Source organism: Stenotrophomonas sp. SMYL86 (assembly GCF_036320025.1).
GTDB classification, from domain to species: Bacteria; Pseudomonadota; Gammaproteobacteria; order Xanthomonadales; family Xanthomonadaceae; genus Stenotrophomonas; species Stenotrophomonas maltophilia_A.
Map to the genome: position 1 here is coordinate 177920 of NZ_JAWIRU010000004.1, position 22125 is coordinate 200044.

Annotated in this window: 19 protein-coding genes; 12 read left to right on the forward strand and 7 right to left on the reverse strand. The window is 67.0% G+C overall.

Translation table 11 applies throughout. The features are described 5' to 3' along the window. Nucleotides 1-31: 31 nt before the first annotated feature. Entirely contained in the window at nt 32-1528 is a 1497-nt protein-coding gene (locus V3B64_RS07110) for an aldehyde dehydrogenase (RefSeq protein ID WP_329913858.1), read from the reverse strand. Between the two features lie 104 nt (nt 1529-1632). Between V3B64_RS07110 and V3B64_RS07115 the strand changes: the two genes are divergently transcribed. The 7 genes from V3B64_RS07115 to V3B64_RS07145 all read left to right on the forward strand — a co-directional run bounded on the left by V3B64_RS07115 (nt 1633) and on the right by V3B64_RS07145 (nt 10307). Then, the gene (locus V3B64_RS07115; protein ID WP_329913859.1) at nt 1633-2985 is read left to right on the forward strand and encodes an aspartate aminotransferase family protein; all 1353 of its coding nucleotides are present in this window, start codon (nt 1633-1635) and stop codon (nt 2983-2985) included. Between the two features lie 63 nt (nt 2986-3048). Further along, nucleotides 3049-3927: a plasmid replication/partition related protein gene (locus V3B64_RS07120; RefSeq protein WP_032127886.1), complete on the forward strand. Its 879-nt coding sequence runs from the start codon at nt 3049-3051 to the stop codon at nt 3925-3927. A 223-nt stretch (nt 3928-4150) separates the two neighbouring features. Then, nucleotides 4151-5437: a DUF445 family protein gene (locus V3B64_RS07125; protein ID WP_121503819.1), complete on the forward strand. Its 1287-nt coding sequence runs from the start codon at nt 4151-4153 to the stop codon at nt 5435-5437. A 292-nt stretch (nt 5438-5729) separates the two neighbouring features. Beyond that, entirely contained in the window at nt 5730-7928 is a 2199-nt protein-coding gene (locus tag V3B64_RS07130; RefSeq protein ID WP_329913860.1) for a TonB-dependent siderophore receptor, read from the forward strand. 107 nt (nt 7929-8035) lie between these two features. After that, nucleotides 8036-8350, forward strand: a complete 315-nt coding sequence (locus V3B64_RS07135) for a DUF3649 domain-containing protein (RefSeq protein ID WP_032127889.1) — start codon at nt 8036-8038, stop codon at nt 8348-8350. Further along, nucleotides 8347-9981, forward strand: coding sequence for a PepSY-associated TM helix domain-containing protein (locus V3B64_RS07140; RefSeq protein WP_032127890.1), 1635 nt, complete (start codon nt 8347-8349; stop codon nt 9979-9981). The genes V3B64_RS07135 and V3B64_RS07140 overlap by 4 nt, the downstream gene beginning before the upstream one ends. After that, the gene (locus tag V3B64_RS07145) at nt 9978-10307 is read left to right on the forward strand and encodes a DUF3325 domain-containing protein (protein ID WP_049399886.1); all 330 of its coding nucleotides are present in this window, start codon (nt 9978-9980) and stop codon (nt 10305-10307) included. The genes V3B64_RS07140 and V3B64_RS07145 overlap by 4 nt, the downstream gene beginning before the upstream one ends. A gap of 187 nt (nt 10308-10494) precedes the next feature. On the opposite strand, the gene rlmKL is transcribed toward V3B64_RS07145, so the two are convergent. Further along, a complete protein-coding gene (gene rlmKL / locus V3B64_RS07150) occupies nt 10495-12633 on the reverse strand; it encodes a bifunctional 23S rRNA (guanine(2069)-N(7))-methyltransferase RlmK/23S rRNA (guanine(2445)-N(2))-methyltransferase RlmL (protein WP_121503821.1) in 2139 nt (712 codons plus the stop codon). Between the two features lie 145 nt (nt 12634-12778). Further along, the gene (locus V3B64_RS07155; protein WP_049399884.1) at nt 12779-13306 is read right to left on the reverse strand and encodes an alpha/beta hydrolase; all 528 of its coding nucleotides are present in this window, start codon (nt 13304-13306) and stop codon (nt 12779-12781) included. A gap of 72 nt (nt 13307-13378) precedes the next feature. Between V3B64_RS07155 and V3B64_RS07160 the strand changes: the two genes are divergently transcribed. Beyond that, nucleotides 13379-13945 (forward strand): N-acetylmuramoyl-L-alanine amidase, encoded by a 567-nt coding sequence (locus V3B64_RS07160; protein ID WP_329913861.1) that lies wholly within the window; start codon nt 13379-13381, stop codon nt 13943-13945. A gap of 317 nt (nt 13946-14262) precedes the next feature. Here V3B64_RS07160 and V3B64_RS07165 read toward each other — a convergent pair whose 3' ends face one another. The 3 genes from V3B64_RS07165 to V3B64_RS07175 all read right to left on the reverse strand — a co-directional run bounded on the left by V3B64_RS07165 (nt 14263) and on the right by V3B64_RS07175 (nt 16803). Then, nucleotides 14263-15165 carry a sulfurtransferase gene (locus V3B64_RS07165; RefSeq protein WP_329913862.1) on the reverse strand — a complete coding sequence of 301 codons (903 nt, stop codon included), beginning with the start codon at nt 15163-15165 and terminating at the stop codon, nt 14263-14265. Next, nucleotides 15162-15965 (reverse strand): CoA pyrophosphatase, encoded by an 804-nt coding sequence (locus V3B64_RS07170; RefSeq protein ID WP_329913863.1) that lies wholly within the window; start codon nt 15963-15965, stop codon nt 15162-15164. Before V3B64_RS07170 ends, V3B64_RS07165 begins: the two co-directional genes overlap by 4 nt. Before the next feature lie 136 nt (nt 15966-16101). After that, nucleotides 16102-16803, reverse strand: coding sequence for an FKBP-type peptidyl-prolyl cis-trans isomerase N-terminal domain-containing protein (locus V3B64_RS07175; protein WP_032127896.1), 702 nt, complete (start codon nt 16801-16803; stop codon nt 16102-16104). A 167-nt stretch (nt 16804-16970) separates the two neighbouring features. On the opposite strand from V3B64_RS07175, the gene V3B64_RS07180 reads away from it, so the two are divergent. From V3B64_RS07180 to nth, 3 genes are read left to right on the forward strand one after another with little or no spacing between them, the layout of a single operon-like run. Beyond that, nucleotides 16971-17753, forward strand: coding sequence for an enoyl-CoA hydratase-related protein (locus V3B64_RS07180; protein ID WP_329913864.1), 783 nt, complete (start codon nt 16971-16973; stop codon nt 17751-17753). A gap of 4 nt (nt 17754-17757) precedes the next feature. Further along, the gene (locus tag V3B64_RS07185) at nt 17758-18111 is read left to right on the forward strand and encodes a hypothetical protein (protein WP_049399879.1); all 354 of its coding nucleotides are present in this window, start codon (nt 17758-17760) and stop codon (nt 18109-18111) included. After that, the gene (nth, locus tag V3B64_RS07190; protein ID WP_329913865.1) at nt 18111-18803 is read left to right on the forward strand and encodes an endonuclease III; all 693 of its coding nucleotides are present in this window, start codon (nt 18111-18113) and stop codon (nt 18801-18803) included. The genes V3B64_RS07185 and nth overlap by 1 nt, the downstream gene beginning before the upstream one ends. Before the next feature lie 81 nt (nt 18804-18884). On the opposite strand, the gene V3B64_RS07195 is transcribed toward nth, so the two are convergent. Beyond that, entirely contained in the window at nt 18885-20117 is a 1233-nt protein-coding gene (locus V3B64_RS07195; protein ID WP_032127900.1) for a porin, read from the reverse strand. Nucleotides 20118-20669: 552 nt separating this feature from the next. Here V3B64_RS07195 and pstS point away from each other — a divergent pair. Continuing rightward, nucleotides 20670-21686 (forward strand): phosphate ABC transporter substrate-binding protein PstS, encoded by a 1017-nt coding sequence (pstS, locus tag V3B64_RS07200; protein ID WP_049463600.1) that lies wholly within the window; start codon nt 20670-20672, stop codon nt 21684-21686. The last annotated feature ends 439 nt before the right edge of the window (nt 21687-22125 follow it).

Here is a 22125-nt window from a genome sequence, read left to right on the forward strand (position 1 = left end):
AAGAGCGAACAGCGGTCAAGCAGCCACGTCGTTACAACTGGATCCAGGTGGCCTTGATCTCGCTGTACTTGTCGAAGGCGTGCAGCGATTTGTCCCGGCCGTTGCCGGACTGCTTGTAACCACCAAACGGTGCGGTCATGTCACCGCCATCCCAGCCGTTCACCCAGACGCTGCCGGCGCGCAGCTGGCGCGCAACCCGATGCGCGCGGCCCAGATCGCGTGTCCAGAGACCGGCGGCCAGTCCGTAGCGGCTGTCGTTGGCCACGCGCACGGCTTCGGCCTCGTCGTCGAAACCGAGCACCGCCAGCACCGGCCCGAACACCTCCTCGCGTGCCAAGGCCTGCTCCGGGCGCACCTGGTCGAACACCGTGGGCTGCACATAGCTGCCACCCGCCTCCACCTCGGCACGATGCCCGCCCAGCAGCAGGCGGGCACCTTCAGCTTCGGCGCGTGCGATATCCCGCATCACCTTGTCCAGATGCGCGGCGTCCACCAGCGCGCCCATCGGCGCGTCGGCGTCCAGCGGATGCTGCGGCTGCATGTGCTGGCCATAAGCAACCACCCGGTGCACGAAATCCTCACGGATCGAGCGCTGCACCAGCAAGCGCGACCCGGCGGTACAGACTTCGCCCTGGTTGAAGAAGATGCCCTGCGCCACGGCCTTGGCCGCCGCGTCCAGATCGGGAGCGTCGGCGAACACCACGTGCGGGCTCTTGCCGCCGCATTCCAGCCAGACCCGCTTGAGGTTGGATCGCCCGGAATACTCCAGCAGCTTCGCGCCGGTGGCAGTGGAACCGGTGAACGCCAACACATCCACGTCCATGTGCAGGGCCAGCGGTTCGCCGACGCGCGCGCCATGGCCCGGCAGCACGTTCAGCACGCCCTCCGGCAGGCCCGCCTCGGCGGCCAGCGCCGCCAGCCGCAGCGCACTCAGCGGCGACCGCTCGGAAGGCTTGAGCACCACCGAATTGCCCATCGCCAGTGCTGGCGCGATCTTCCAGCTGGCCATCAGCAACGGGAAATTCCACGGCACGATGGCCGCCACCACGCCCGCGGCCTCGCGGGTGACCAGTCCGAGTTCGTGCGGGCCAGTCGGCGCGATCTCGCCATACAGTTTGTCCACTGCTTCGGCGGTCCAGGTCAGGCACCGCACCACACCGGGCAGGTCGATACGGCGCGCGTCACGTACCGGCTTGCCCATGTCCAGGGTTTCCAGCAGCGCCAGCTCATCGGCGTGCTTCTCCACCAGCGCGGCCAGCGCCAGCAACACGCGCTTGCGATGCGCCGGGCTCGCCTGCGACCAGTGGCCCGCCTCGAAGCTGCGCCGCGCGGCCAGTACCGCGCGTTCGACATCCTGCGCGTCGCAGTCGGCAACCGCGCCCAGCACGCGACCATCGATCGGGCTGATGCAGTCGAAGCGGGCGCCGCTGGCGGCATCGACATAACGGCCATCGATGAAGGCCTGGCCCGGCATCGAGAGCTGAAGGGACAGCGCCTGCCAGTGGCTGCGGTCGGGGAAATCGGCCATGGGAAGCTCCAGCGGTCAACAAGCTTTGGTTATACCGGGACCGCCGCGACTCCACCGTGACGCGGCTGCGCTACATTCGTCGTATCGGACCCGATGGAGCTGGCATGAAGCGTCCCGAAAGCGACCTGCACGACCTGGCCACCCAGCGTCCCGAGTCACTGGACGCGTACTGGATGCCGTTCACCGCCAACCGCCAGTACAAGGCCGCGCCGCGCATGCTGGTACGCGCCGAAGGCATGCACTACGAGGACGTCGACGGCCGCCAGATCCTCGACGGCACCGCCGGCCTGTGGTGCTGCAACGCCGGCCACGCCCGCCCGCGCATCGTCGAGGCCATCGTCGAGCAGGCACGCACGCTCGACTACTCGCCGGCCTTCCAGATGGGCTCGCCGCCGGCCTTCGCGCTGGCCCAGCGGCTGGCCGCACTGGCGCCTGCCCCGCTCAACCATGTGTTCTTCACCAGCTCCGGCTCGGAGGCGGTGGATACCGCGATGAAAATCGTGCTGGCCTACCACCGCCAGCGTGGCGAGGGCCAGCGCACCCGCTTCATCAGCCGCGAGAAGGCCTACCACGGAGTGGGCTTCGGCGGCATGGCACTGGGTGGACTGCCCAACAACCGCAGGGCGTTCGGCCTGCAGCTGGGCGGCGTGGACTACCTGCGGCATACCCTGGACCTGCCGCGCAATGCGTTCAGCAAGGGCCTGCCACGCCAGGGCGCGGAGCTGGCCGACGACCTGGAACGGCTGATCGCGCTGCACGATGCCTCGACCATCGCGGCGGTGTTCGTCGAGCCCATTGCCGGTTCGGCCGGGGTGATCCTGCCCGCGCCCGGCTACCTCCAGCGCCTGCGCGAGCTGTGCGACCACCACGGCATCCTGCTGGTGTTCGACGAGGTCATCACCGGTTTCGGCCGGGTCGGCATGCCCTTCGCCGCGCAGCGCTTCGGGGTCACCCCGGACCTGCTGACCTTCGCCAAGGCGGTCAGCAACGGCGCGGTACCGCTGGGTGGCGTGCTGGCCAGCGACGCCGTGCATGCACCCCTGATGCAGGCACCGCCGCAGGCCATCGAGCTGTTCCATGGCTATACCCATTCCGGCCATCCGCTGGCCTGCGCCGCAGCGCTGGCCACGCTGGAGGTCTATGCCGAGGAGCGCCTGTTCGAGCGTGCCATCGAGCTGGGCGAATACTGGCAGGAACGGCTGCATGCGCTGCAGGGCCTGCCCAACGTGATCGACATCCGCAACTTCGGGCTGGTCGGCGCGGTCGAGCTGGCGCCGCGCCGCGATGCCCCCGGCAGCCGTGGCTACGAGGTGTTCCGGCGCTGCTTCCAGGACGGCCGGCTTCTGGTGCGCTGTACCGGCGACATCATCGCGCTGTCGCCACCTCTGATCGTGGACAAGGCACAGATCGACCAGATCACCGGCACCCTGGGCGAGATGATCCGGGCCACCGCCTGAGCCCGGGCCGGCGGTGGCGAGCGGGTACAATGGGCGGTTCCGCTCCTGCTCGCTGCCGTGCCCATGGATATCGTCGTCAAAGAAGAACTCAAGGCCTACATCGACCCGCTGACCGCGGACGAACATGACGCGCTGGAGCGCAGCATCCTGGCCGAAGGCTGCCGCGATGCGCTGGTGCTGTGGGGTGATGTGCTGGTCGATGGCCACAACCGTTTCGGCATCTGCCAGAAGCATGGCCTGCCCTTCAACACCGTGCAGAACACCCGCTTCCAGAGCATGGAAGACGTGCACCTGTGGATGATCGAGCAGCACCTGGGCCGCCGCAGCGTGTCCGACTTCCAGCGCGGCGTGCTGGCGCTGCGCAAGCGCGACATCCTGGCCGCCCGCAAGCAGATCGAGCAGGCGCAGCTGCAGCGAGAGAGCGACGGCACCGCCGAAGCCATCGAGGACGCGGGTGAGGACAGCCCGCCGTGGGAACCGGCACCGAAGATCAGCCGCGCCGAGCTGGCCCGCGAGGCCAAGCTGAGCACCAGCCAGGTCGGCATGATCGAACGCATCCACGCCCAGGCCGCGGCCGAGGTGGTGGAAGCGGTGAAGGCCGGCGTGATCTCGATCAGCGCTGCTGCTGCCGTGGCCGACCTGCCGGAAGACGAGCAGCGCGCCGCTGCCGCCGGTGGCAAGGATGAGCTGAAGCAGGCCGCCAAGCGCGTGCGCGAGTCCAAGCGCAAGCCGCGTGCACCGAAGCCGGAAGCAGCCGAGATGGACTTCGAGGAAGCGGACGAAGAGCAGATCGCCAGCCGCGACGCCGAGGTGCTGTCGGCACTGGAGCAGCTGGGCGAGGATGCCCCGGCGCTGCGCCGCCGCGTGGTCGCGCTGACCCGCGAGAACGACACCCTGCGCGCGCAGCTGGCTGCGTTGCGCAAGCAGCTCGAAGCGCTCTGAACCAACGGGTAGTGCCGGCCGCGGGGCGGCCACCCCCGGGACGGTGCGGGGGCGGTGCGCCAGGCGGGGCCGCGCCGGCCCGGCCCCGAGCCCCGGCCGCCCTCACCCCCGGGGTAGGGCCCGCCGCGGGCGGGCAACCCCATGAACGTTCCGGGTGCGTTGCGCATGCCGGCCAGCGGCCGGCACTACCAGATGCTCATGCCGTGCCGGTTAGACTTCCGGCATGACGTCTGCCAACGATCCGCGCCGCGCACAGCTGCGGCGCCTGAAAGCCCTCGCGCTGGGACTGCTGCTGTTGATGCTGGCCGGTTTCGCGGTCAGCCACTGGCAGGGCGAGCGCGGCATCTGGGCCTGGGTCTCGGCCTTCTGCGAAGCAGCGGCCGTCGGCGCACTGGCCGACTGGTTCGCGGTCGTCGCGCTGTTCCGGCGGCCGATGGGCCTGCCGATCCCGCATACGGCAATCATCCCACGCAGCAAGGAACGCATCGGCGACAGCCTGGCGCTGTTCGTGCGCGACCAGTTCCTGGAGCCGGGTGTGCTGCTGGCCAAGCTGCAGGTGTTCGATCCGGCCAGCCGCCTCGGCAGTTGGCTGGCCGATCCGGCGCGCTCACGGATGCTGGCCGACATGGCCCGCGGCTGGGCCTTGCAGGCACTGGACTTCTTCGACGAAACCGCGGTGCGCCGGCAGCTGCACGCCTTCGTGGTGCAGCAACTGCGGCAGTGGAATGCCGCCGCCACCGCCGGTGAGCTGCTGGCCCTGCTGACCGCCGATGGGCGCCACCAGCGCGTGCTGGACGAGGGCCTGCAGCGCTTGGGACGCTGGCTGGAGCAGCCGGAAGTGAAGGAGCGCGCCTCGCAGCTGATCGTGCGTTACATCCAGCGCGAGTGGCCGACGCTGTCGAGCACGGTGAACTGGGTCAAGCCGATCGACGAGATCGGCGACAGCCTGGCCGAGCGACTGGCGCGGGCGGTGCTGGAAGAACTGCAGCAGGTGCTGGCCGAGCCGCAGCATCCGCTGCGCCAGGACTACGAGAGCTGGCTGCAGAACTACGTGCAGCGCCTGCGCGAGGACCCGGCCCTGGCCGAGCGCATCGAACAGCTCAAACAGGAAATGATCGATCACCCCGCCCTGCAGGAGTACGTGCAGGGGCTGTGGGCGCGCATCCATGCCAGCCTGCGTGCCGACCTGCAGCGTGAGGATTCGGCGCTGGTCGGGCACCTGCAGCGCAGCCTCGCGTCACTGGGCAGCAGCCTGCAGGCCGACCCGGCCCTGCGCGAGGCGCTCAACCAGCATCTGCTGGAAGGCGCACAGCGGCTGACCGGGCGCTTGCGCGAGGGCGTGACCACGCATATCGCGCAGACCGTGAAGAGCTGGGACGAGCGGCATCTGGTCGAACAGCTGGAACTGAGCGTGGGCCGCGACCTGCAGTTCATCCGCTTCAACGGCACCCTGGTGGGCGGCCTGATCGGCCTGCTGCTGCATGCAGCGACGGTGGTGTTCAGGTTCTAGGCGCCCATGCGGTAGTCGATCCCCGCCCCGCGCAAGAGGCGTAATTCATCACGCTTGATTAACGAAATGCGAATGCCTATCATTTGCCGATCGGTTGTACGCTTAGCCAAGTGGGGCACGGAAGCACGCACCCACCCGCCCCTTCGCCCGTGTACATCCCCCGACTACCGGGTCGCCCGCATTACACGGGTGGCGCACCGTCGATGGGACCTGCTGGGCGACGTGCGCGGAGCGCACGGCTGCTGCGTCTGCGCATTCCATCGCTTGTTTCGTCCTGCATGGAATCGCACCGATGGCAATGCCGCTGAACCACCCTCGTCCCACTCTGCTGGCCCTGGCCGTGACCGCACTGATGATCGCCCCGCTGGCCCACGCCGACGGCACTGCCGATCCTTCCGCGCGCACGCTGGATACCGTGAAGGTGACCGCCGATGGCGAGATTCCAAACAGCTATACGGTGAAGGGCGCGCGCAGTGCGACCAAGCTCGACCTGTCACTGCGCGAGACGCCGCAGTCGGTGACGGTCATCACCCGCCAGCGCCTGGATGACATGGGCCTCTTCTCGTTGTCGGACGTGATGGGCCAGGTCACCGGCGTCAGCGTATCGGTCACCGACAGCGAGCGAATCAACTATGTCTCGCGTGGCTACACCATCGAAAACTTCCAGGTCGATGGCATGCTCAATACGTTCGGTGGCTCGGTCAAGACCAACACCGACAACGTCATCTACGAGCGTATCGAAGTGATCCGCGGTGCCACCGGCCTGACCACCGGCGCCGGCGATCCATCCGGCACCATCAGCATGATCCGCAAGCGACCGACCGACACCTTCCAGATGGGTGCCAACCTGACCCTCGGCCGCTGGAGCAACCGGCGCCTGGAAGCCGACCTCGGCGGCCCCGTCGCCTGGGACGGCCGCATTCGTGCACGCATCGTGGCCGCCAAGCAGCAGAGTGATTCGTTCCGCGATGTCTACGCACTGGACAAGGATGTGTTCTATGGCATCGTCCAGGCCGACCTGAGCGACAGCACACTGTTCGAGGTGGGCTATGAATACCAGTCGCCACACACCACCGGCGTGACCTGGGGTGTAGTGCCCTATTGGGGGGAAGACGGAACGCCGGCCAACCTGCCGCGCTCGACCAACCTGTCCGCGTCGTGGAGCAGCTGGCCGATCGTGGAGAAGACCACCTTCGCGCGGCTGGAACAGCAACTGGGCAACGGCTGGTCGGTGAAGGGCAACGTCAGCCATGCGGTACGCGATACCGACGGCAGCGTCTGGTACGGTGCGGCCGGCAATCCGCGCGCGGACGGCACCGGCATAACGGCGTACATCTCGCACTTCAACCAGCACAGCACGATGGACGTGTTCGACGTCAACGTGGGCGGGCCGTTCAAGCTGTTCGGTCGCGAGCATGAGCTTGTGTTCGGCCTGGGCCAATCGGTTCGCAAGGGCGAATCGGAAGCAATGGATTTCAACTACGACACGGCCTATGCGAAGGTGCCTGACTGGCGGCACTGGACCGGCAACGTCCCGGTACTGCCGGTCACCCGTCTCGGCCACTTGTCATCACAGGATGAGCTGCGCCAGCGCGCCGCCTATCTCGCCGCGCGTCTGCGACTTGCCGATTCGCTGCTGGCCGTAGTCGGCGCACGCTACGGCAGCTGGGAAACCCGCAAGTGGGACTATTCCTACGACGCCACCGGCAACCGCACTGGCACCAGGCGCAGCGGCTACAAGCCCGACGATACGCTCACCCCGTATGCGGGCCTGATCTACGACTTCAACTCGATTTTCAGCGCCTACGTCAGCTACACCGATATCTTCAAGCCGCAGAGCAACCGCGACCGCGACGGCAACTACCTGGAGCCGATAGTCGGCAACATGTACGAAGCTGGCGTCAAAGCCGAGTTCTTCGGCGGCCTGCTCAATGCCTCCGCCGCCGTATTCGAGGGCAAGCAGGACAACGTCGCCGAGGAGGATGATTCGGTACCGGCCAACTCGCTGCCCGGCGGTGAGCAGGCCTACCGCTCCACCGGCAAGGGCAACAAGGTCAAGGGCTGGGAAATCGAAACCCAGGGCAGTATCGGCGAGCAGTGGAACGTCTCGGCAGGCTTTGCCCACACCGTCATCCGCAACAAGGATGGTGTGCTGCAGCGGACCACGACCCCGCAGGATACCTTCCGCCTCAACACCAGCTGGCGCCCCGGTGGCATCGATGGCCGCTTCTGGCTGGGTGGCGGTGTGACCTGGCAGAGCCGCATCTGGAACACCAGCACCAAGGCGGATCGCAGCAAGGCCAACATCACCCAGGACGCCTTCTACCTGCTGAACCTGGCCGGCGGCTACCGCTTCAACGAGAACTTCAGCGCGCAGCTGAACATCAATAACCTGCTGGACAAGAAGTATTTCAACAACGTCGGTTTCTACAACGGCGTGTACTGGGGCGAACCACGCAATGTCACCGTGACACTGCGCTGGAAGCTCTGACCCTCGATGGATGGCACCGGTTCTGCGACCGGTGCCCGGCCACGGATGGCCAACCCCGGCGCGCTGCGGTGCGCCGGTTCCTTTTCACTGAAACCTGCAGGAACGCCGTGGACCGCTCGCCCGCAACCGCCAGCCCCCGCACCTTCTTCTCCAACCCGCGCTGGGGCGTGCTGTCACGCTCGCTGGCGGCGATCTTCGGCGGCTACGCGCTGGCTTCCGTGACCAGCGTATTCTGCGCGGTGGCGCTGCCCGGCGCACGTGGCCAGACCGTGCTGACCGGCATGCTGCTGGCCATTCTGGTGGCCGCCTGCGCGGCGCTGTGGGCGTTCGCCACCCGCAGTGCGCTGCGTGCGTGGGTCGGCATCCTCGCCCCCACCCTGCTGATGGCAGTCATCGCGCGCATGCTGGGGGCTTGGGCATGAAGAACGGATTCCGCCAGTCGATGGCCTGGCTGCACACCTGGACCGGCCTGCTGGTCGGCTGGTTGCTGCTGCTGATCTTCATGGCCGGCACGGCCAGTTACTACCGCGAGGAAATCAGCCGCTGGATGCGTCCTGAGCTGCCCTCCAGCAACGTCAGCATCGACGTCGCCGCGCAGCGTGCCGTGGACTACCTGCAGGCCAACGCCGCGCAGGCCGAGAACTGGTTCGTCACCCTGCCACAACCGCGCAACCCGGCCATGCAGATGTTCTGGCGGCTGCCGCCGGAGCTGGCCGATCCCAGCCGTGGCCGTCGAGGGGGCTTTGGCGACGCAACACTGGACCCGAACACCGGACAGGCGCTGAAAGCGCGCGAGACCCGCGGCGGTGATTTCTTCTACCGCCTGCATTTCGACCTGCACTACATCCCGGTGCTGTGGGCGCGCTATCTGGTCGGCTTCTGCGCGATGTTCATGCTGGTGGCAATCATCACCGGCGTCATCACCCACAAGAAAATCTTCAAGGACTTCTTCACCTTCCGCAAGGACAAGGGCCTGCGGTCCTGGCTCGATTTCCACAACGTCAGCGCGGTGATGGCCCTGCCCTACCACGCGATGATCACCTACACCGGCATCGTCACCCTGATGATCATGTACCTGCCGTGGGGCGTGAAGGTGGCCTACCCGCAGGACGAGGATGCGTTCTACAGCGAGGCCTTCGGTGGCATGCCGGAGGTGACTGCACCTGCCGAAGGCCGCGCCACCCCGCTGCCGATCGCGCAGCTGCTGGACAGCGCGCGAGCGCATTGGCACGGCGTGGAAGTGGCCGGCTTCACCGTGTCCAACCCGGGCGCGGCCAATGCAGTGATCGACATCCGCCAGCGTGACGGCAAGCGCCTGTCCACCGACACCCCGGCCGTGCGCTACGACATGGTCAACGGCACGCTGCTGGAAGAAACACCGCCTTCCGGTGGCGCCACCGCCACCCGCGGCGTGCTGTACGGCCTGCACCTGGCGCGCTTCGCCGACTGGGGCCTGCGCGCACTGTTCTTCCTGTCCGGCCTGGTCGGCTGCCTGATGGTGGCCAGCGGCGTGGTGCTGTGGGCGGTGAAGGAACGGCCCAAGCACGCCAAGAGTGGCCGCACAGGCTTCGGCCTGCGCCTGGTCGATGCGTTGAACATCGGTACCGTGGCCGGCCTGCCGATCGCCTTTGCAGCGTACTTCTGGGGCAACCGCCTGCTGCCGCTGGACATCGCCGAACGCTCCAGCGCCGAGGCCAACGTGTTCTTCTACGCCTGGGGCGCGGCACTGCTGGCCGCCTTCATCTGGCCGAAGCGGATGATGTGGGCCTGGCAGCTGTACCTGGGCGCAGCCGCGTTCGCGCTGGTGCCGGTGGTCAATGCGCTGACCACGCATGCGCACCTGGGCATCACCCTGCGCAACGGCGACTGGGTGCTGGCGGGCTTCGATCTGTCGATGATCGCGTTCGGCGCGATGCTGGCGCTGTGCGGCTGGCGCATGCAGCGCTGGACGCCACCGCTGTCTGCAGCCGAGAAGAAGAAGCGTGCCGCCGCGGCGGCACCCAAGGCCCCGGTGGACGCTGCAGAAACCGCCGAAGCGGAGGCCAGCGCATGATGCTGCTGGCATTGACCCTGTCGTTCTCTGCGTTCACCGCGCTGTCGCTGGCAATGGAGAAGCACCAGCACGACCTGCACGGCAAGGCTGCAGCCACCCCGGCACGGCGCACGCAGTGGCGGGTGCTGGGTTGGGTGCTGCTGACGGTAGCGTTCGCATTGTGCGTGGTCGACCACGGCTGGGCGATGGGCCCGGTGCTGTGGCTGGGCGTGATGACCGTGGGCGGCGTGGTGCTGTCGTTCGGGTTGTACCCGTACCGGCCGAAATGGATCGCGCCGCTGGCGATCGCGCTGCCCGTGGCCGGGCTGCTGGTGGCGTTGCTGTAACCGCCATCCACGCATGGCGTGGATCTACTGAACAGCCATCCACGCATCGCGTGGATCTACTGAACAGCCATCCACGCATGGCGTGGATGTACCGGCCAGATATGGGGAGTGCCGGCCGCTGGCCGGCATCCCATGAACCCTCTGCGGATCTGACAACGTTTCCGGCCAGCGGCCGGCACTACCGGAATTACCCCAACCGCTTCAGTTCCCACGCGCGGTGGATGCGCGCGTTGCGCTCGAAATCCGGGCCGATGGTGCGCGCGGTGATTTCGCGGCACTGGGCGAATTCGGCGATGGCGTTCTCTTCCAGCTTGAAGCGGCGGAAGTTGTTGGAGAAGTACAGCACGCCACCCGGCGCCAGCCGCGCCACCGCCGCGCGCAGCAGCTTCAACTGCTCGCGCTGCACGTCGAAGTCATCGGCGCGTGCGGAGTTGGAGAAGGTCGGCGGATCGCAGAAAATCACGTCGTACTGGCCACGGTCGCCTTCCAGCCAGGCCATCGCATCGGCCTGCACCAGCAGGTGCTGGTTGCCGCCCTGCCCGTTCAACGCCAGGTTGTCGTAGCACCACTGCAGGTAGGTCGCCGAAAGATCGACGCTGGTGGTGCTGGCCGCACCGGCCACGGCGGCCTGCACGCTGGCCACGCCGGTGTAGCAGAACAGGTTGAGGAAACGCTTGCCACGCGCCTGCTCGGCCATCATCCGGCGCAGCGGGCGGTGGTCGAGGAACAGGCCGGTGTCCAGGTAGTCGAACAGATTCACCTGCAGCAGCGCGTTGTTCTCGCGTACCACGATGAATTCGTCACGCTGCTCGAAACGGCCGTACTTGCTGCCGCCCTTGCCGCGCTCGCGCGACTTCATCGACACCTGTTCCGGCGGCACGCCGAATACTTCGCGCGCGGCCGCCAGCAGCTCGTTGCGGCGGCGGCGCACGTCGTTCTCCGGAATCGCCGCCGGTGCGGCGTATTCCTGCACATGCAGGAAGGTGCGGCGCTTGCCACCGTCTTCCTCGTAGACATCGATGGCCGCCGCGTACTCCGGCAGATCGGCATCGTAGGCACGGAAGCAGGTGATGTCCTCGCGGGCACGCCAGCTCTTGAACTTCTTCAGGTTCTTGCGCAGGCGGTTGGCCACCATCTGCGCACCTTCGCTGAGTTCGCGCGGCTGCGCCGGGTCACGGCCCGGCACGGCGATCGGGTCGCAGACGATCAGCGCGCATTCCAGCGCACCGTTGAACATCTGGTACTTCTTGCCCGCACGCAGGCCGGTGGCAAAAGCCAGTTCGTCGTTGCCGCACAGCAGGCTGGCGCGCCACTGCGGCACCGCCTTCTGCAGGGCATTGCCCAGTGCGCGGTACAGCGCCGGGTCGGCGGCCAGGCGTTCGTCATACGGCGGGTTGCAGACCACCGCACCGATCTCCTGCTCCGGTGCGGCCAGGTCGGCCACATCGGCGCGGGTGAAGCGGATCGCGTGGGCGACACCGGCCACCTCGGCATTCTCGCGTGCCGCCTGGATCGCGGTCGGGTCGATGTCGCTGCCGTGGATGACCGGCTTCAGCGCGGCCAGGCCAGCCGCTTCGCGGTCACGCGCCTCGCTCTGGAGGCTCTTCCAGGCGGCCTTGTCGAAGCCCAGCCAGCGGCTCGGCGGCAGGCTGCCGTGGCGCATCAGGCCGGGCGCGACGTCGGCGGCCATCAGCGCGCCTTCGATCAGCAGCGTGCCGCTGCCGCACATCGGGTCCAGCAGGCCGCCACCGGCGGCGTGCAGCCGCGGCCACTGCGCGCGCAGCAGCAGCGCGGCGGCCAGATTTTCCTTCAGCGGTGCCTCGTGAGCGGCGCCGCGCCAGCCACGGCGATGCAACGGGCCGCCGCCGAGGTCGATCGACAGCGAGGCACGGCCTTTGCGCAGTGACAGGTTGACGCGCACATCCGGCAGGTCGGTGTTGACCGACGGGCGCTCCAGGCCTTCATCACGCATGCGGTCGACGATGGCGTCCTTGATCCGCTGCGCGGCAAAGCGGGCATGGGTGATCTTGTCGCCCGACACGTGCGCGTCCACCGCCAGGGTCATCTCCGGCTTGATGTGCTCGTGCCACGGCAGCGCACGCACGCCGTCATACAGGGCCTGCTCGTCCGGGCAGTCGAACTCGTCGATCGGCCACAGCACGCGGCTGGCCAGGCGCGACCACATCACGATCCGCAGCGCCTGCTCCAGTTCGCCCTCGGCGTTGACGCCGGCAATGGTGGCAGTGGCCTTGCCAAGGCCCAGGGCCGACAGCTCATCGGCAAGCAGGTATTCCAGGCCCTTGGCGCAGGAGACGAAGAATTTCACAGGATCGGTTCGCAGGTGGTCGGGCGCGGCACAGGGGCCGGGCCAGTCGGAAAGGAGGGCCGTAGGCACGGCCGGCAGGCCCGCGCCGGGGGCGGCGGGGCTGCCATTGTAGTCAATGCGGGCGGGCGCGCCGTGCGCCCGGGCTTCACAGTTGCCGCAGCAGGCGCTCGAAGGCCTGCGCGGAGGCCTCCACATGGTGCTCCAGGCGGTGGCCGTCGTCGACCAGCAGCAGCTGCGCCGAACGCGCCTGGGCCCAGGCGATCACTCCAGCGGCCGGCACCACATCGTCATGCCAAGCCTGGACCACGGTGGTCGGCACGGCGGCGGCGTCCAGCGCCGGCATCGGGCCCATGGTGGTCGGCGGCACCATCAGGAACAGGCCGGCCACCGGCACCTGCAGCGAGGCGATGGCAGAGATGTAGGCACCCAGGCTGGAGCCGGCCAGCACCACCGGACCCTGCTGGGCAGCGATGGCGGTGCGTTCAACCAGGCGGCGCAGGCGGGTCGGCACGTCACCTACGCGGCTGACCTCGCTCATCGCGTCCAGGTCTGTATAGTCCGGGCGCTCATGAGTCCAGCCCAGGCGCTGCGCCACGTCGGCCAGCGCGGTGACCTTGGTCGCCTCCGGGCCGCTCTCGAAACCGTGGGACAGGATGCAGTGGCCGCGGCTCATGCGCGCGCTCCATGGGAGCGGACCGACGAGGAAAGGGAAGGAAGGTTCATGCCGCAATGCTAGCATCGCCGGATGCCCAACCCGCTCCTGCCCGGCCTGCAGCTGCAGCCCCTGCCCTACGAAGACCGTCTGCCACTGCGCGACCCGACCACGCTGGAGATGGTGGTGATCCACTGCACCGAGCTGCCCGATCTGGCGATGGCCCGTGAGTACGGCGAGCGCGTGCTGTATGACAGCGGCGCCGGCAACAGCGGCCACTTCTACATCGACCGCGATGGCAGCGTGGTGCAGTACGTGGCGCCGGAACGCGTGGCGCATCACGTGCGCGGCATGAACGCGCATACGCTGGGCATCGAGCTGGTCAACACCGGGCGCTACCCGCACTGGTTCGACAGCCGCCAGCAGGCGATGGACGAGCCCTACACCGAGGCACAGCTGCAGGCGCTGGAGCAGCTGCTGCAGGCGCTGGTGGTGCGCTATCCGTCGCTGCGGCGGATTGCCGGGCACGACCAGCTGGACCTGGAGCAGGTGCGGGCCAGCGATGACCCGGCGCTGATGGTGGCGCGCAAGCGTGATCCGGGGCCGTTGTTCCCGTGGGCGCGGGTGCTGGCGAAGGTGCCGTTGCAGGGGCTGGATTGATCGACAGGGCTGCGCCCTGTACCCGCAGAGGCAACATCAACATCAAAAGCGGGCAATCCGTGGGATGGCGGGATGGGTCCGGTTGCGAGGGACGCCGTAAACCCGTCCATGGGGGCTTGGCCGCGGCATCCATGCCGCGGACACCCTCGCAACCGGACCCACCCCGCCTTCGACAGATCTCTGCTGCTGTTGGTGGGTGTCGACCTTGGTCGACACGGGGTCGGATCCCGTGGCTACGCAACGGGCTCTGACCCGGATTTTCAGTTGATGGGGTCATAGCCGTTTTCCGTTGGAAAACGGATCCGACCCCGCGCGCCTCAGGCGCCGGTCGCCACCGGGCGGCTGCTGTCGCTGACCCAACCGCTCCACGAATCGGCGTAGATGCGTGCGCCGGACAGACCGGCCGCTTCCATCGCCAGCAACAGGTGGCAGGCGGTCACGCCGGAGCCGCACATCAGCACCACCTGCTGCGGATCACGGTTGCCGATCACGCCCTGCAGTTCGGCGCGCAGTTCCTGTGCATCACGCAGGCGGCCGTCGGCGACGTTCAACGCAAACGGACGGTTGACCGCGCCCGGCACGTGGCCGGCGACCGGGTCCAGCGGCTCCACTTCGCCGCGGAAGCGCTCACCCGCGCGTGCATCGACCAGCCAACCGGGTGCATGCTTCAAGCGTGCAGTGATTTCATCGGCATTGGCGATCTGGGTGGTGTCGAAACGGCCCGGGTAAACCGGCAGCGCGGTCACCTCATCCTGCCCCGTCGCCAAGGGATGCCCTGCGCCCTGCCATGCGGCGATACCACCATCAAGCACGGCCACCTTGCTGTGCCCGATCAGGCGCAGCAGCCACCACAGGCGCGAGGCGGCCATGCTGCCATCGCTGCCGTCGTAGACCACCACCTGGGTGTCGGGACCGATGCCCCACTGGCCCAGTTTCGCGGCGAAGGCATCGCTGTCCGGCAGCGGGTGACGGCCGTGGCCGCTGCGGGTCAGATCCGACAGGTCCCGATTGAGGTCGGCATACACCGCGCCCGGAACATGCCCCGCCAGATACTGGCCGTTACCCGCCTGCGGATCGGCCAGCGAGGAACGTGCATCGACCACGCGTACGGCGGTACTGGCAGTAGCACGTGCGTCGACCACGCGAACGCCCTCGCCCAATGCAGCGGCCAGGGTGGCGACATCGACCAGGGTGGTCCACGGCAGATCGATCGGCTTCATTGCACTTGCTCCAGGCGGCGACGCAGGTTGTAGAGGATGGCGGCGGTGGCGCCCCAGATGCGCTGGCCGGGCCAGCCATATTCGAGGACGTGGCGGACGCGGCCGCGATGATTGATTTCGACCTGGCGCAGGTTGTCGGCGGCCATCAGGTAATCGAGCGGCACTTCAAACACTTCGGCCACTTCACTGGGCTGTGGCACCGGTACGAAATCCGGATCGACCACGGCCACCACCGGCGTGACCCGGTAGCCGGTGATCGTCACGAAGGGATCGAGATAGCCCAGCGCCTGCACCTGGCCGGGCGCCAATGCGATTTCCTCCTGGCTCTCGCGCAGTGCAGCGGCCAACGCATCGCGGTCATCGGGTTCGGTGCGGCCACCGGGGAAGCCGACCTGACCACCATGGGTGCGCAGGGTTTCGGTGCGACGGGTGAGGATGACCTGTGCGCCGTTGGCGCGCGGCACGATGCCGGCCAGTACGGCGGCTTCCACCGGGGGCCCGGGCGGAAGCAGATCGATCAGTTCACTGCGGTTCCAGCCGTCGCCGGCCGGCGGCTCGGCCAGTGGATGCAGCGCGCGCATCAGGCGCTCGTGATCAGCCAGCGAGCCGCGCAGTGATTGCTGCAGCTGTTCACGCAGAGGTTGCACGCGATGCAGGATGCGGCTGCGTTCCTCGTTGCTCATCGACGACCACCGCGCGATCTCATCGATATGCCGCCCGCAGCCGGTGCATTGCCGGTGCGGATCCAGCGTGCACACTCCGATGCAGGGACTTGCGACAACACGCGCCGTTTTTTCCATTGTTTGCACCCGGCAACAGTAGCGCGATCGGGCTGAATTTGCGCGGGGTCAATATGCAGTGCACGGCAGCGTCGCGCTCCGCGCAAACAAAAACGCGCCGGTGGGATCACCGGCGCGTTTCGTTTACCGCTTCGATTTACTTGACGCTGACCAGCTTGATCTCGAACTGCACAGCCACGTTCGGTGGGAACGGGGTGCGCGGGTCGGCACCGTAGGCCTGGTCCGGCGGCAGGGTGACTTCCCACTTCGAGCCAGCCGGCATCTGCAGCAGGGTCTCGCGCATGGCCTTCATTTCGACTTCGCTGACCTTGATCGACGGAATCTGCTGGGCCGGGCGGGCTTCGGTCGGGCGCTGGCCGTACGGGAACGGACCGGCCACTTCCAGCTGCACGGTGCTGGCCTGGGTCGGCTTGGCGCCCTTGCCGGCTTCAATCACGCGGTACTGGACGCCGCTCGGCAGGGACTGCACGCCGGCCTTGGCCTTGTTCGCCGCGATGAACTGATCGCTCTTGGTCTTGTTTTCGGCAGCAGCCTTTTCGTACTCGGCCTTGGCAGCCTGGGCACGGCCCTGCTCGCGCTTCTGGAACGCTTCAACGGCCGGCTTCAGCTGGTCGGCGGTGATCGCCGGCTGCTTCTTGGCGTAGGCGTCCTGCAGACCCTTCACCACCGAGTTGATGTCCAGCTGCTCACCACGACCGGTCAGCTCCGCCAGGTTGTTGCCGTAGTCGTAACCGAAGTAGTAGCTCAGCTTGCCCTTTTCGGACGAGACGTCCTGGGCGAAGGCATTGCCCGTCAGGGCCAGGGCCGCGACGGCGACCGCGATAGAACGCAACTTCATCAAACAGTTCTCCAGGGGTGGTAACTCAGGGACGTTCTGCGCCGCCCTGAGGCGACGGGTTAGGATAACGGGCACAACGTGTAACCGCTACTCACGATGCAGGCTAAGACCCGTCTGCGTTTGCGGAGTTCAATCTCACTTTTTTTTAACGTTTCAGGAGTTTCCCCGTGGCCGATGCCCTGATCGCTGTCGCCGACGACGGCGCCATCCGCACCGTGACCGTCCAGCGCCCGGACAAGCTCAACGCCTTGAATGCCGCGACCCTGCAGGCGCTGACCGAGGCGTTCAGCGCCGCCGCAGCCGACTCGGACGTGCGCGTGGTGGTGCTGACCGGTGCCGGTCCGAAGGCTTTCGTGGCCGGGGCCGACATCGCCGAGATGAACACACTCAGTGCGGTTCAGGGACGTGATTTCTCCCTGCTCGGCCAGGCCCTGATGCGCCAGATCGAGCGCATGCCCAAGCCGGTGATCGCACGCGTGAACGGCTTCGCCCTGGGCGGCGGGCTGGAGCTGGCCATGGCCTGCCACCTGCGCATCGCTGCCGATACGGCCAAGGTCGGGCAGCCGGAGATCAATCTCGGCCTGATTCCCGGCTTCGGCGGCAGTCAACGCCTGCTGCGCCTGTGCGGCCGCGCCGCCACCCTGGAGCTGTGCCTGCTGGGTGCACCGATCAACGCCGCGCGTGCGCTGGAACTGGGCATCGTCAACGAGGTGGTGCCCGCCGATGCGCTGGACAACCGTGTACAGGACATCGCGCGCCAGCTGGCACGCTCGGCCCCGCTGGCCCTGCGTGGCCTGCTCGACGCGGTACACGTGGGTGGCGAATGCAGCCTGGAGGCTGGGCTGGAGTACGAAAGCGCGCAGTTCGGCCTGCTGTTCGCCACCGAAGACATGCGCGAAGGCACCAGCGCCTTCCTGCAGCGCCGCCCGCCGGCCTTCCAGAACCGCTGACGCCATGGCATCCCGACCCAACCCCGCGCAGCTGTTCGCCCGGGTCCAGGCAGACGATCTCGATGGCGCCCTGCAGGCCGGTCTCATGGACTACGTTGCCCGTGCCGGCGACGAACAGCTGCTGCCCGGCCACCCGGACCTTCCACGACGCCTGCAGCAGGCCCAGCAGCAGCTGCACGCGGCCTGGGCCGCACGCGAACGCTACCGTGCCCGTGCCGTGCGCCTGGCGCGCCGCGAGGCCGAACGCGATGCGCGACGCACGCCAGCCCCGGCGCCGGACGTGAAGCCCGCCCTGCCCCCGGCCGCCGCCGCGATTCTCGCCCGGGCCAAGGCCCGCGCCACCGGCAAGGAGCAGTAATGGCCGCTGCGAAGAAGACCCCGCGCGCGCCGGCGCGACGCGGTGGCAGCATGCCGCGCGCCGATGTGGTGGAAATGTTCACCCGCCTGCGCGAACTCAATCCGCACCCGAAGACCGAACTGGAGTACAGCTCACCGTTCGAACTGCTGGTGGCGGTCGCGCTGTCGGCGCAGGCCACCGACGTGGGCGTCAACAAGGCCACGCGCCGCCTGTTCCCGGTGGCCAATACCCCGGCAAAGATCCTCGCGCTTGGCGAGGACGGGCTGAAGCAGTACATCGCCACCATCGGTCTGTTCAACGCCAAGGCGAAGAACGTGATCGCCACCTGCGCGATCCTGCTGGAGAAGCACGGCGGTGAAGTGCCGCGCGATCGCGATGAACTGGAAGCGCTGCCGGGCGTGGGCCGCAAGACCGCCAACGTGGTGCTCAACACTGCGTTCGGTGAGCCGGTGATGGCGGTGGACACGCATATCTTCCGCGTCTCCAACCGCACCGGCCTGGCCCCGGGCAAGAACGTGCGGGAAGTGGAAGACAAACTGGTGAAGGTGATTCCGGCCGAGTTCCTGCTCGACGCGCATCACTGGCTGATCCTGCACGGACGTTATGTGTGCAAGGCGCGCAATCCGGATTGCCCGGGCTGCGTGATCGCCGACCTGTGCCGGTTCAAGGAAAAGACCACGGCCGAGGCGTGAACGCGTTCGTGGTGTGACAAAACAAGGACGGCGGGCACAGGGCCCGCCGTCTTTGCTTGTAGACAAGAGTGCTTCAGGACATCAGAACGACAGGTCGCCCCAGACGCCGAACTCCTTGGTCTTGTCGTTCTTCTTGTCGCTGGCGTTGGCCAGGTGCGTGTACTTGTACACGGTCGACAGCTTGAGGTTCTTCATGACCGGGAACTCGACGCCGACGTTCCAGTACTTGTCGCTCAGGGTCGGGTCCAGCGTCTTGCTGACGTCGGTGTCATCGTAACGACCGAACACGTTGATGCCGCCGTCGGTGACGCGCACGCTGCCCCACACCGACCAGCCGCTGGTCTTGTCGGTGGCAACGGTCATCACGTTGTTGAGGTTCTTGGCCTGGAAGTACTCGCCACCGACGCGGAAGTCGCTGCTGGCGTAGGCCACCATCGCATTGGCGCGGGTGTAGGTGTTCTCGGCGCTCTGGATGTCGGTTTCCTTGCCCAGCTTGCCACTGTAGCCACCGACGGCAACCACGAAGTTCTCGTTCGGGGTATAGGCCGCGCGGCCTTCCACGTCCATGCCCTTGCTGCGGGTCGGGTTCTTGTAACCGGCGCCGGACACAACCGAGACCGCGTAGTTGAAGTTGTTGCCCAGGTTGCCGAAGCCATGCAGGCCCCAGTCGGACGAGTTGCCGTACTTCAGGCGATCGGTCAGGGTGTTCTCGACATAACGCATGCCGTAGAACTTCTCGACGTACGGAATCCACGGCATGTCGGCGGCACCGACGCGCAGGTTGAAGGCCGGGTCGAAGCTACCCTGCACGTAGGCCTTCTTGACGAACAGTTCGGTGTTGCCGATGGCCGAGCTGTACTGGAAGTCGGTGGTCAGGTTGGCCGACCAGATGTCGTTGAACTTGTGGTCGACGGTCAGGTAGAAGCGCTTGACGTCCAGACCGGTGCCGCTGGCGGCGGTGTCCTTGCCGTTGCTGGTCTTGTCGATGTTGGTCAGGTCGAAGAACATGCGACCGCCGATCTTGTTGTCATTGACCAGCTTGGCCAGCTTGTCGACGCTGGTCTGGGTCTTCTGTGCACCTTCCAGGGCCTGGGCCTGGGTGATGTTCACTTCGGACTGCGCATCGGACTGTGCCTGCAGCGCCTGCGAATCGTTCTGCAACTGCTGGACCTGGGCCTGCAGGGCAGCGATCTGCGCCTGCAGCTGCTGCAGCTGTGCCTGGGATACGCCCGTGCTGGCGGGAGCTGCGAAGGCGTCGGCGGAAACCAGACCGAGGCTTGCAACGACCGCGGCGGCGAGCAAATGGGAACGCATTTTGGATTTCTCCAGAGGGTTGGAATGGCTTGGGCAGAACGCCACGCCGGCAGGCCGGTCAAGCGTTTTGCGAACATTCCGTTAAAACCATGACAGCCGAATGACAACCTGAGCACCAACCACAGATTTCTTCGTGCGGTCATGCGTACGACTCATTTGCGGGCACATGCTTGTCGATCCCTTGCGGCATATGGCGTCATGTATCAGCGTCCCGCCCCGGATCGACCGCCGCGCAGCGCTCAACTGCATTGATGGTTTCGTGTGGATGACGCGGCATCACTGCGGAATGCCAGGCCGGGATGGCATTGACGACCACACCGGGCAGTCCATCAGCGACATATAGAACGTGATCGCAACCGGGCCACGTCCGTCTCCGGCGCATGGTCATCACGTTGCCCGCAGCACTCAGAACCTTCACGCCCCTGGCTGTGCGGGCGCCGGGCAGCGCTGTAACGGTTGCGTCATACAACGGTCCCTGCACTGTCATCGAACCGTTATGGAATGTGCGCCGGGCGGGTAACCCCGCATCCCAATCAACCCAGGAGCCACCCCGTGATCCACGCCTTCAAGTCGCGCGTTGCCGTTGCCGTCTTCGCAGCGTCGTCCGTGTTCGCCGCCAACGCCGCTGAAATCACCGGCGCGGGCGCCTCGTTCATCTACCCGGTGATGTCGAAGTGGTCGGCCGACTACAACGCCGCCACCAGCAACAAGGTCAACTACCAGTCGATCGGTTCCGGCGGTGGTATCGCCCAGATCAAGGCCAAGACCGTTGATTTCGGCTCCTCCGATGCTCCGCTGAAGCCGGAAGAACTGGCTGCTGCGGGCCTGGCCCAGTTCCCGTCGGTGATCGGCGGCGTGGTACCGGTGGTCAACGTGGCCGGCATCGCCCCGGGCGCGCTGAAGCTGGACGGCACCGTGCTGGCCAACATCTTCCTGGGCAAGATCAAGACCTGGAACGACCCGGCCATCGCCGCGCTGAACCCGGGCGTGACCCTGCCGAGCGCCAAGATCACCGTCGTGCACCGTTCGGATGGTTCGGGCACCACCTTCAACTTCGTCAACTACCTGTCCAAGGTCAGCCCGGAGTGGAAGAGCTCGGTCGGTGAAGGCACCTCGGTCCAGTGGCCGGCCGGCATCGGCGGCAAGGGCAACGAAGGCGTTGCTGCCTACGTGAAGCAGATCAAGGGCGGCATCGGCTACGTCGAACTGTCCTACGCGCTGCAGAACAAGCTGTCGTACACCGCGATGAAGAATGCCGCCGGCCGCTTCGTGCAGCCGAGCGACGCGTCGTTCGCCGCCGCTGCTGCCAGCGCTGACTGGGCCAGCGCCAAGGACTTCTACCTGGTGATGACCAACGCCCCGGGCGCCGAGTCCTGGCCGATCACCGCCACCAACTTCATCCTGGTGCACAAGAAGCCGAAGAACCCTGCCAACGGCAAGGCCACCCAGGAGTTCTTCCGCTGGGTCTACAAGAGCGGCGATGCCCAGGCCCGCCAGCTGGACTACGTGCCGCTGCCGGACAGCCTGGTCCGCCAGATCGAGACCTACTGGTCGCAGAACCTGAAGTAAGCAAGCGCGTTCCCCCGCAGGAACGGGATCGGCGGGTCCTCTCTCCCCCGCCGATCCCACCCCGGGCGCGAGATCCTCGAGATCTCGCGCTCTTCTTGTTTTTGGGGGTTGGTCGTGAAGAGCGTTTGCGCCTTCGCTGATCCGTGGGTGAGTCGGTGGGCCAGGGCGTGCAGGACACGCCGTAAACCCTTCCTTGGGGGCTCGGCCACGGCATCCATGCCGTGGACGGTCCTGCACGCCCTGGCCCACCGCCTCTCGACAGTTCATCGGGGGCGCGGTGGGGTCATGAAAGGCAGGAGCAAAGGCAAGAGCGTTTGTAGAGCCCCGGCCGTCATATCGGTGCGCAGATCCGGGGTCTCCGGGGGTCTCCCGGACCGTGGCCAACCCCGTGAAACCCTTGTCAGAACGTGATCCAGGACACCTCTGTCATGGTCGTAAT

Excerpts from the sequence above, each read along its gene's own strand:
- V3B64_RS07175 (WP_032127896.1), bottom strand. The coding sequence starts at position 16,803 with ATGAAGTTGCGTTCTATCGCGGTCGCCGTCGCGGCCCTGGCCCTGACG.
- V3B64_RS07165 (WP_329913862.1), bottom strand. The coding sequence starts at position 15,165 with ATGAAGCCGATCGATCTGCCGTGGACCACCCTGGTCGATGTCGCCACC.
- V3B64_RS07185 (WP_049399879.1), top strand. The coding sequence starts at position 17,758 with ATGGCATCCCGACCCAACCCCGCGCAGCTGTTCGCCCGGGTCCAGGCA.
- V3B64_RS07195 (WP_032127900.1), bottom strand. The coding sequence starts at position 20,117 with ATGCGTTCCCATTTGCTCGCCGCCGCGGTCGTTGCAAGCCTCGGTCTG.
- V3B64_RS07170 (WP_329913863.1), bottom strand. The coding sequence starts at position 15,965 with ATGGAAAAAACGGCGCGTGTTGTCGCAAGTCCCTGCATCGGAGTGTGC.
- V3B64_RS07125 (WP_121503819.1), top strand. The coding sequence starts at position 4,151 with ATGACGTCTGCCAACGATCCGCGCCGCGCACAGCTGCGGCGCCTGAAA.
- V3B64_RS07110 (WP_329913858.1), bottom strand. The coding sequence starts at position 1,528 with ATGGCCGATTTCCCCGACCGCAGCCACTGGCAGGCGCTGTCCCTTCAG.
- V3B64_RS07160 (WP_329913861.1), top strand. The coding sequence starts at position 13,379 with ATGCCCAACCCGCTCCTGCCCGGCCTGCAGCTGCAGCCCCTGCCCTAC.
- V3B64_RS07140 (WP_032127890.1), top strand. The coding sequence starts at position 8,347 with ATGAAGAACGGATTCCGCCAGTCGATGGCCTGGCTGCACACCTGGACC.
- V3B64_RS07155 (WP_049399884.1), bottom strand. The coding sequence starts at position 13,306 with ATGAGCCGCGGCCACTGCATCCTGTCCCACGGTTTCGAGAGCGGCCCG.
- V3B64_RS07115 (WP_329913859.1), top strand. The coding sequence starts at position 1,633 with ATGAAGCGTCCCGAAAGCGACCTGCACGACCTGGCCACCCAGCGTCCC.
- V3B64_RS07130 (WP_329913860.1), top strand. The coding sequence starts at position 5,730 with ATGGCAATGCCGCTGAACCACCCTCGTCCCACTCTGCTGGCCCTGGCC.
- V3B64_RS07120 (WP_032127886.1), top strand. The coding sequence starts at position 3,049 with ATGGATATCGTCGTCAAAGAAGAACTCAAGGCCTACATCGACCCGCTG.
- nth (WP_329913865.1), top strand. The coding sequence starts at position 18,111 with ATGGCCGCTGCGAAGAAGACCCCGCGCGCGCCGGCGCGACGCGGTGGC.
- V3B64_RS07145 (WP_049399886.1), top strand. The coding sequence starts at position 9,978 with ATGATGCTGCTGGCATTGACCCTGTCGTTCTCTGCGTTCACCGCGCTG.